Genomic DNA, 9,458 nt, shown 5'->3' with positions numbered 1-9,458 from the left:
ACCCCGTACCGTCCGCAGCCGCCGCGAACGGCTTGCACCGCCCGTCCGGGGCCAGCCCCCGCTGCCGCGAGAACTCGGTGAACATGCCCGGTGACGCGAGCACCGTCGCCCCGCCCGCCAGGGCCAGGGAGCACTCGCCCTGCCGCAGCGCCTGAGCGGCCAGATGGATGGCCACCAGGGACGAGGAGCAGGCGGTGTCCACCGTCACCGCCGGGCCCTCCAAGCCGAAGGTGAACGCCACCCGCCCGGCTGCCACGCTGGGGGTCGTGCCGGTCAGCAGTTGCCCGTCGAGGTTGCCGGTCGCCTCGTGCAGCCGGGGGCCGTAGTCCTGGTGGGTCGCACCGACGTACACCCCGGTCGGGCTGTTCTTCAGCGCGTCGGTGCCGATGTCCGCGCGTTCGAAGGCTTCCCATGCCGTCTCCAGCAGCAGCCGCTGCTGTGGGTCCATGGCCAGGGCCTCACGGGGGCTGATGCCGAAGAACTCGGGGTCGAAATGGCCCGCCTCGTCGAGGAATCCGCCCGCGCGGGTGTAGCTCGTACCGGAGGTGTCCGAGTCGTCGCGGAACAGCCCGGCGAGGTCCCAGCCCCGGTCCCGTGGGAACTCCCCCACCGCGTCGACCTCTTCGGCGACCAGCTCCCACAGCTCCTGAGGGGACGTCACTCCGCCCGGGTAGCGGCAGCTCATGGCGACGACGGCCAGCGGTTCGCCGTCGGCGTCCCGTGCGGTGGCGGTCTCCGGGGTGTGCGGTGCGGCGGCCGGCGCTGCGCCGGTCCGCTCGCGCAGATGCCGTGCGACGGCGCCGGGGGTCGGGTGGTCGAAGGTGACGGTGGCGGTCAGGGGCAGCCCGGTGGCGGTGCTCAGCCGCTCGCTGAGCTCCGTGGCGGCCAGCGAGTCGAAGCCGAGCTTCTTGAAGGTGAGCGAGGGGTCGACGGCGTCCGCTGTGGCGTGCCCGAGGACGAGCGCTGTCTGGGTCCGTACGGTGTCCAGCAGGTCGCGCTCCGGCTCGCCCTCGACGGGCCCGCGCGCCGTGGGCTGTGCCCTCGCGCCCGGCCAGTGGGTCTCGCGCTGGAACGCGTAGGTGGGGAGGGTGACGCGCCTGCGCGGGTGTCCGGCGAAGACGGCCCGGTCCCAGTCCAGTTCGGCTCCGCGCACATGGGCGCGGGCCATGGCGGAGAGCAGGGACTCGGCCTCGGGGCGGCCGCGCCGCAGCACCGCCAGTGCGGCGGGGCGCGGGCGGTCGTCGCGGGGACGGTCTGCCAGGCACTCGCGCGCCATGGCGGTCAGCAGCGCGTCGGGGCCGAGTTCGACGAACGTGGCCGCTCCCGCGTCGCGCAGATGGTGCACTCCGGCCATGAACCGCACCGGGTTGCGGGCGTGTTCGGCCCAGTAGCCGGCGGAGCCCAGCTGTGCGGCGCCGACGGGTGCGCCTGTCACATTGGAGACGACGGGGATCCGGGGTTCGGCGAAGGACAGTCCGGCGGCGACGGCCCGCAGCTCGTCGAGCACACCGTCCATGTGCGGGGAGTGGAACGCGTGGCTGGTACGCAGGGTGCCGGCCTTGCGGCCCCGGTCACGCCAGGCGGCAGCCGTCTCGTGCACGGCGTCCCGGTTGCCGGATATCACCACTGAGGAGGGGCTGTTGACGGCGGCGATGCCGACGTCGTCCGCGCGGCCGGCGAGCAGCTCGGCGACGTCGTCGGCGCTGCCCTGCAGCGCCGCCATCGCCCCCGGCTCCGCGACCGACTGCATCAGCCGGCCCCGGGCGGCCACCAGGGCGCACGCGTCGGTCAGCGACAGGGCGCCGGCGACGTGCGCGGCGGCGATCTCGCCGACCGAGTGCCCCATCAGATATCCGGCCCGCAGCCCCCAGGAGTCGACCAGGTGGAACAGGGCGACTTCGATGGCGAACAGCGCCGGCTGGGCGTAGGCCGTCTGGTGCAGCGGCGACGCGTCGTCCCCGCCCTCGGCGAACACCACGTCGCGCAGCGGCCGGTCCAGATGCGGGTCGAGCTCCGCCCATGCCTGGTCCAGCGCGGCGGCGAACACCGGCTGGGTGCCGTACAGTTCGCGCCCCATGTTCAGGCGCTGGCTGCCCTGTCCGCTGAAGAGGAAGGCGGTGCCGCCCTCGACGACCTCGCCGCTGACCACGGCCGGGGCCTCCACGCCGTGCTCCAGCGCCTCCAGTCCGTCCAGCAGCTCCGCGGTCCCGGTGCCGAGGACGACCGCGCGGTGCCGGAAGGCGGTGCGCGTGGTGGCCAGGGAGTATCCGGTGTCCACCGCGCTCGGGCCGGGCCTGTCCACGGGGTCCGTCGAGTCCCCCGGGGCCGCCGAGCCCCCCGGGGCCTCCGCGGCCGCCAGGTGCGCGCGCAGCCGTCCGGCCTGGGCCCGCAGCCCCGCCCGGCAGGCCCCGGACACGGGCCAGGGCACGAGCGGCGGTGTCTCCGGCGCGGGGGTGCGCCGGGCGGTCGCGGCGGCCGGACCGGTGCGGGCGTCCCGTACCGGCGCGCGGTCCCGGCCGGGGCCGGCCAGCACCACATGGCAGTTGGTGCCGCCCATGCCGAACGAGCTGACACCGGCGATCAGCGGCCGGTCGGGGCGCGGCCAGCCGGTCAGCGCGTCCTGCACAGCCAGCCCGAGTTCCGGCAGCGGGATCCGCGGGTTCGGGGTGCTGAAGTTGAGGCTGGGCGGGAGCTGTCCGTACGCCGCGCTCAGCGCGGCCTTGAGCAGTCCGACGATGCCCGCCGCGCCCTCCAGGTGCCCCACGTTGGTCTTGGCGGAACCGACCAGGAGGGGTTCCCCGGCGCCGCGCGCGGAGCCCAGCGCCGCGCCGAGCGCGGTGGCCTCGACCGGGTCGCCGACCCGGGTGCCGGTGCCGTGGAGTTCGACGTACTGCACGTCGGCGGGCGGGACTCCGGCCCGCTGGAGGGCCAGGCGCAGCACCGACTCCTGGGCCGGTGCGCTGGGCACCGTCAGCCCGTCCGTCAGGCCGTCGTTGTTGACCGCGCCTGCCTTCAGTTCGCAGTAGACCGGGTCGCCGTCGCGCAGGGCCGCGTCCAGCGGCTTGAGCAGCACGGCGGCGCCGCCTTCGCCCCGGACGAAGCCGTTGGCGCGGGCGTCGAACGTGTAGCAGCGCCCGTCGGGGGAGAGTCCCCCGAACCGGGCCGCGGTGTCCATGCTGTCCTCGCTGAGGATCAGGTTGACGCCGCCCGCCAGGGCCAGTTCGCACTCGCCGTGCCGCAGGCTCTCGCAGGCCATGTGCACGGCGACCAGCGAGGAGGACTGGGCGGTGTCGACGGCCAGGCTCGGCCCGCGCAGACCGAGGGTGTAGGAGAGGCGGTTGGCGATGATGCCGCGGTGCAGCCCGGTCATGGCGTGCCGGTTGTCGGCCTCCGGTCCTGCGGCGCGCAGCAGGGCCGCGTAGTCGTCCCCCATGGTGCCCACGAAGACGCCGGTGCTGCTGCCTGCCAGGGTCCGCGGGAGTACTCCCGCGTCTTCCAGTGCCTCCCAGCCCAGTTCGAGCATGAGCCGCTGCTGCGGGTCCATCGCCACGGCCTCGCGCGGCGGGATACCGAAGAAGCCGGCGTCGAAGGCGCCGATCTCCTCCAGGAAGCCCCCGTGGGGCGGGAGTTCGGGCCGCGTCCCGTCCCCGGGCCGCCGGTTGCGGCGGCGGCTCTCCGGCATGGGGACGATGGCGCTCTCGCCGTTCCGCAGGAGCCGCCAGAAGGCGGCCGGGCCGGGTGCGCCCGGCAGTCGGCACGCCAGTCCTACGATCGCGATGGAGTTGCTGGCCATCACACCTCATGCCCATGTCGGGGGAATGTTCGGCTGGTGCCCGCCTGCCGGACGTGGCTGGTCACGGCACTGGTGTCGGTCCGAGCGGCCGCTCCGGCTCGGCTTCGGAGCGGCCACTCGCCGCGCCTCATGGTGGGCGGCGGATCTAAAGTCACGCCAAACGGCCGACAGTGCGAACTTTCCGAGGGTGTGTAGTGCTTTGCGCCCGGCGCTTCGGGGGCCTGTTGCCGGTGGGGCGGGCGGCGTCGCTCACGGATGGTGGGCGAAGGTGGGGAGCTCCAGGCGGTCGTCCGCGGTGAGTATGGCCTGATGGATGTCCTGGAGCGCCCGGCCGGGTTCGAGGCCCAGCTCGTCGTTGAGCGTGCGGCGAGCCCGCTGGTAGACCTGGAGGGCGTCCGCGCGGCGGCCGCTGCGGTAGAGCGCCAGCATCAGCATCCGGTACAGCGCCTCGCGGAGCGGGTGTTCCGTACTGAGCATGAACAGGTCGCTGACGAGCTCACGGTGTCGCCCCAGGGACATCCGGGAGTCCATCAGCATCTCGATGCACTCCAGCCTCGCTTCGTTCAGCCAGGTCTGGAACCCCTGGAGTATCGGCCCCCGGCACACGTCGTCCAGCGGCGGGCCCCGCCAGAGGCTGAGGGCCTCTTCGAAGCTGTGGATGGCGTCCTCGTAGCGCCGGTCGCGGAAGTGGTCCCGGCCCTGGCTGACGAGTTGGTCGAAGCAGCGGCAGTCGAGCCTGTCGCTGCCCAGGTTCAGCATGTAGCCGGGCGGGCGGGTGAGCACGGGGCTCTCGCTGCGTTCGGGGCGGCTGAGGAATTTCCTGGTCTGCGACACGTACACATGGAGCCCCGCGGTGACCCGGCGCGGCGGCTCCTCCCCCCAGATCTCTCTGATCAACTGGTCGACGGTGACGACTTGGTTGGAGCGGACGAGCAGGACGGCGAGCAGAACCTCGATTTTCCGCGCCCCAATGGACGCCTGGCGCTCTCCGTCGATCACCCGGAGCGGGCCCATGATTTCATATCGCACGTTTTACCCCCGTCGGTTCGAGTGACACAACGGTGTACTTCGTCGAATCCAGTGTGCGCTGGTCATGCCCCTCAGGAGGCAGCGCCGAGATGGTCTGGTGCCTGCGCAGCCCGACCATATACCTCATCGGCTAGTTGCCGGTTCCCTATGGCGACGCGCTTTGGCTTAAGTGCGATCAGTCCGTTCGCCCAGTAATTCACTCAAACGTACTTTGGGTGAGTCAACTGTGTTTCTTGGCCACTCGCCAAGCCAGGTTTGCGTCAGCCGGTTGCCGGGCAACTCGCGCCCGCGCGCGCTCCCATCGCATCCCCCGTTGCGGAGTGGTGCCCGTGTGGTGGATGCGGCGTGGCCGAATTCCTACCCCTTACGCCGCCGCGACACCGTGCCAAATCCCCCGCGCGACGGCGTAACGGTCCAAGTCAGCGCGGTACTCCTGAGGGGATACCCACAACGATCCACGGCGGGAACTCTCCACCGATCGGAGCACAATTCCTTGCTGGTCCACTAACGGCCAAGCCAGTGGCGTCCATTCCGCGCCACCCCGGGCCGGGGTGCCGCCGACGCCGGCACCCGGCCGTTCGCCTGCCGGAATCCGCTGGGTGACCCGTGTGAAGACGGGTCCGGGCGGCGGCGCGCGGGAGAGCGGAGGGCTGCGCCGGAGCGCCGGCGGAGGCGCATCGCAGCCCGACGGAGCGCGCCGACCGCACGATTCGGGAAGCGGAGCGCCGACGGTGGGACACATTCCGTTTCCTGCTCCCGGCCCCTGGTGGCCTGGGCTGCGCCTCGATTACCGGACGCGGTGGTCCCGCCACCCCTTACAGAACACCCCCGGGGCGGGCACCAACTGTTTCCCTTCTCTCCGGAGAGATGGAGATTCTCGCGGCCGTGACGAGACTCGGCCCATTGGTCTTGACTTTCGGTCCCGGCGCGAAGCGGGCGGGGCATCCGGCTTCCGGACGCATGAGGCCCCCTGTCGGCCGCCTGCGGAGCCGACAGGATACATTCAGCACACACATACCGTTGTCCAAGCCGTCCCCGCCGCCACCGGCGCAGGGCGGTGACGATTCACCGAGAAGACGCGGTGTCTCATTTGCGTCCCTGCCCGGAAACCCGAAGGGGCATCGCCCGCACCGTCCCCTTCAGCCCAGGGACGCGCTGGCCGCGCGCAGTTCGTCCAGGGCCGTCTGAACGTACTCGGCGAGCTCGTCCCCGGCGCCGGGCTCGCCCTCCGACCACGCGGTGTAGGCGCGCTTGAAGGCGAGGAGGCCCAGCTCGCCCGCGACCGCCGCGGCCGGGTCGGGTACACCGCGGGCGGCCAGGGCCGTGGTCATCGCGGCCGCCAGGCTGACGCTCTTGAGCGCGTCGCGCTCCTGCAGCTCGGCGCTGGCGGCGACGGCCGCCTTCACCCTGGGGGCGAGCTCGCGGTTCTCGGGGCCCAGCGCGCCGGAGGCGCGCTTCAGCCCGGCGGCGACCGCGTCCAGCGGACCGGCGCTCTCGGGCGCCTCGGCGATCCCCTCGGTCAGCAGCCGGCTCAGCGTCTCCTGTCCGGCCACCAGCAGCTCGCGCTTGTCGGGGAAGTGCCGGAAGAAGGTGCTCTTGGTGACTCCGGCGCGCTCGGCGATCTGCGTGACCGTCGTGGCGTCGTACCCCTGCTCGGTGAACAGATCGACCGCAGCCACGACGAGGCGTTCACGTGCACCTGGTTCCCACCGACCCATGGAGCCATCATAAGCGATGGGACTCTTGTCCCATCACTCTGCTACGGTGACGGGACAAGAGTCCCATCACTGTGCGGAGAGTTTCCATGCGTGTCTTTGTCACCGGCGGTACCGGTCTGATCGGTTCCGCCGCCGTCGCCGAGCTGCTCGGCAGCGGTCACTCCGTCCTCGCACTCGCCCGCTCCGACGCTTCCGCCGCGGCCGTCCGCACGGCCGGTGCCGAGCCGCTCCGCGGAGGTCTCGCCGATCCGGACGTCCTGCGCGCCGGCGCCGCCCGCGCCGACGGGGTGATCCACCTGGCGTTCAGCCACGACTTCAGCAGCTCCGAGGCCATCACGGCGGCGGTCGCCGAGGAGACCGCCGCGCTCGCGGCCCTCGGCGAGGAGCTGGCAGGCAGCGACCGCCCCCTCGTCGCCGTCGCGGGTACGCCCCAGACGCCGGGCCGCCCCTCCACCGAGGCCGACCCGCTGTCGACCGAGGGGATGATGGGCGGCCGCAGCCTCGCGGTCGCGGCGGTGCTGGAGCTGGCCTCGCGCGGGGTCCGCAGCACGGCCGTACGCCTGCCGCGCACGGTGCACAACCAGGGCAGGGGCGGGTTCGCCGAGGTACTGGCCGGCACCGCGCGCCAGACCGGAGTATCCGGCTACCCGGGCGACGGCACCCAGCGCTGGCCGGCCGTGCACGCGCTCGACGCGGCGGTCCTCCTCCGGCTCGCCCTGGAGCAGGCGCCGGGCGGCAGCTCCTGGCACGCCGTGGCCGACGAGGGGGACGCGGTGCGGGACATCGCCGCGGTCATCGGCCGGCGGCTGGGCCTGCCGGTCGAGTCGGTGCCGTCGCAGACCTACGGCCCGCTCGGCGCGCTCCTCGCGACCGACCAGCCTTCGTCCAGCGCCGACACCCGGCGGGCGCTCGGCTGGGAGCCGAAGCAGCCGCGGCTGCTGGACGACCTGGCGAACCTCCAGCCGTGAGGCCCGACTCGGTTCCGTAGCGGTACATCTGCCCCCGCGTCCGTCAAGCCCGTGTCAATACGACGTGGAACTCCGCCCGCGAGACTCTTCCCAGGCCGGGTCCGGCGGACCGTGCCGGGCCGGGGGCGCCCCCTGTTCGAGCGAAGCCGCAGTGGACACGAGCCCCGCGCCCCTGCCGGGGCGCACCTGCGCCGGATACGCGAGATCAGCTGGGCAACGAGGGATTGTGATCGTGAACTGGACCGTGCTGGGCTCCTCCTCCGGAGCGACGAGTGATCCGGAACGCGGCGTGCGCGCGCTCTACGAAGAGCAGGTGGGCCCGCTGTACTCCTACGTCGTGCGGCTGCTGGGAGGTGACCGGTACCGGGCCGAGGACGTGGTGCAGGAGGCGCTGCTGCGCTGCTGGCGCACCCAGGACCTGGCCTCCGAGCGGCGGCTGCAGCCGTGGCTGTTCACCGTGGCGCGCAACCTGGTCGTCGACGACTACCGGTCGCGCAAGGCCCGCCCCCGGGAGGTCGACGGCACCGAATGGCTGGCGGACCTGCTGACGAGCCCGGACCACGCGGACGCGCTGCTCTCCTCCATGGCGCTCAGGGAGGCGTTCCAGCACCTGTCGACGGACCACAGGGAAGCGCTGTACGAGACGTTCTTCTCCGACCGGACGATGCGCGAGGCGGGGCAGGTGCTCGGCGTCCCGACGGGCACCGTCAAGTCGCGGGTGCACCACGCGATTCGTGCGCTCCGTCTCGCCATGGACGTCCCCAGGCCCACCTCGGCGCCGGCGCGGGACGGCCGCGGACCGGAACCGGGACCGGGACCGATGGCCGGACGGCCGCTCCAAGGCTGCCGTCCGGCGTCCGGCCGCCCCGGGACGCCTCCAGCGCCTCGTGGGCGCCCAGCAGGGCGGTCCGGGCGGCGCTGAGCCAGTGGTGCGGGTGGCCGCGGAGGCAGGAGAGCCACCACAGGGCGGTGGTCAGCCGCCACGCGAGATCGGGCCTGCGGGACGCGGCGGCCTGGTGCGCCGCGGCGACGATGTTGGGGCGTTCGTCCTCGAACCACCGCAGGGCCTGATCGCGCGAGGTGAACTCCGCCCCGTCGCACCCCGGGCGGCGGAGCGGGGCGAGGCGGGCGCAGCCGACGTCCACCGCGTGCAGATACCAGGACAGCAGCCGCTGCACGGCCCGCTCCCGCTCCGGTGGCGGCTCCTGGGCGGCGACGCGTTCGGCGGCGTAGACCCGCAGCAGGTCGTGCGGGGTGTAGCGGCCGGGTGCGTGCTCGGTCAGGAGATGGCCCCGGGCGGCCTCCGCGAGCAGGCCGCGGGCCTCGCCCAGGGGCAGCCCGGCGAGGGCTGCCGCGGCGTCGGCGGAGATGTCGGGCCCGCCGTGCAGCCCCAGCAGGCGGAACAGCCGCGCGGCGGGGGCGGACAGGGCCTGGTAGGACCAGGAGAACGCGGTACGCACGTCCGTGCTGGGCTCGCCGCCGGTGAACGCGTCGAGGCCGCCTCGGGCCTCGCGCAGTTCCCCGGCGACGGTGCCGAGCGAGAACCCGGGGTGGGTCGCGACGCGGGCGGCGACGACGGCGAGGGCCAGGGGCAGCCGCCCGCAGCGCTCGGCGATCTCGTGCGCCGGCCAGGGCTCCGCCGCCACCCGTGCGGCGCCCAGGCGGCGCGCCAGGAAGTCGTGTGCCTCGGCGGGGGCCAGCGGGCCCAGCGTCAGCGGGCGGGCTCCCCCGCCCGCGATCAGACCGGTCAGCCGGCTGCGGCCGGTGACGATGACCCGGCAGTGCGCGGAGCCGGGCAGCAGGGGGCGCACCTGTGCGGAGTCGCGGGCGTCGTCCAGGAGCACCAGCATCCGGCGGCCGGCGAGCAGGCTGCGGTAGAGGGCGGCCCGCGCGTCGAGGGGCGCGGGGATGTCCCGCGGGGAGACGCCCAGCGCGTCGAGGAGGGTGCGG

At 73.5% G+C, this 9,458-nt stretch carries 4 protein-coding genes and 2 pseudogenes; 2 read left to right on the top strand and 4 right to left on the bottom strand.

Annotated features, from left to right (window positions below):
- The 3 genes from G5C65_RS23945 to G5C65_RS23935 form a co-directional block, all read right to left on the bottom strand.
- The coding region (locus tag G5C65_RS23945) for a type I polyketide synthase (protein ID WP_206442202.1) at positions 1-3,793 on the bottom strand (3,793 nt) is incomplete at its 3' end.
- 249 nt (positions 3,794-4,042) lie between these two features.
- A complete protein-coding gene (locus G5C65_RS23940) occupies positions 4,043-4,807 on the bottom strand; it encodes an AfsR/SARP family transcriptional regulator (RefSeq protein ID WP_206442201.1) in 765 nt (254 codons plus the stop codon).
- Positions 4,808-5,961: 1,154 nt separating this feature from the next.
- A complete protein-coding gene (locus G5C65_RS23935; protein ID WP_165300982.1) occupies positions 5,962-6,540 on the bottom strand; it encodes a TetR/AcrR family transcriptional regulator in 579 nt (192 codons plus the stop codon).
- Positions 6,541-6,626: 86 nt separating this feature from the next.
- Here G5C65_RS23935 and G5C65_RS23930 point away from each other — a divergent pair, with 86 nt between their 5' ends.
- Together G5C65_RS23930 and G5C65_RS39520 are read left to right on the top strand one after the other, a co-directional pair.
- Entirely contained in the window at positions 6,627-7,508 is an 882-nt protein-coding gene (locus tag G5C65_RS23930; protein WP_165300981.1) for an SDR family oxidoreductase, read from the top strand.
- 64 nt (positions 7,509-7,572) lie between these two features.
- Positions 7,573-8,199 (top strand): annotated as a pseudogene (locus G5C65_RS39520) (sigma-70 family RNA polymerase sigma factor); the annotation flags it as partial.
- 16 nt (positions 8,200-8,215) lie between these two features.
- Here the strand turns inward: G5C65_RS39520 and G5C65_RS23920 are convergent.
- Positions 8,216-9,458, bottom strand: a pseudogene (locus G5C65_RS23920) (transcriptional regulator); the annotation flags it as partial.

Origin of the sequence: Streptomyces boncukensis (assembly GCF_011045075.1) — a bacterium.
GTDB classification, from domain to species: domain Bacteria; phylum Actinomycetota; class Actinomycetes; order Streptomycetales; family Streptomycetaceae; genus Streptomyces; species Streptomyces boncukensis.
Note: the sequence above shows the minus strand (reverse complement) of the source record. Positions and strands in the feature narration are given on the sequence as shown.

Coding starts and splice junctions, on each gene's coding strand:
- G5C65_RS23930 (WP_165300981.1), top strand. CDS start 6,627: ATGCGTGTCTTTGTCACCGGCGGTACCGGTCTGATCGGTTCCGCCGCC.
- G5C65_RS23935 (WP_165300982.1), bottom strand. CDS start 6,540: ATGGGTCGGTGGGAACCAGGTGCACGTGAACGCCTCGTCGTGGCTGCG.
- G5C65_RS23940 (WP_206442201.1), bottom strand. CDS start 4,807: ATGGGCCCGCTCCGGGTGATCGACGGAGAGCGCCAGGCGTCCATTGGG.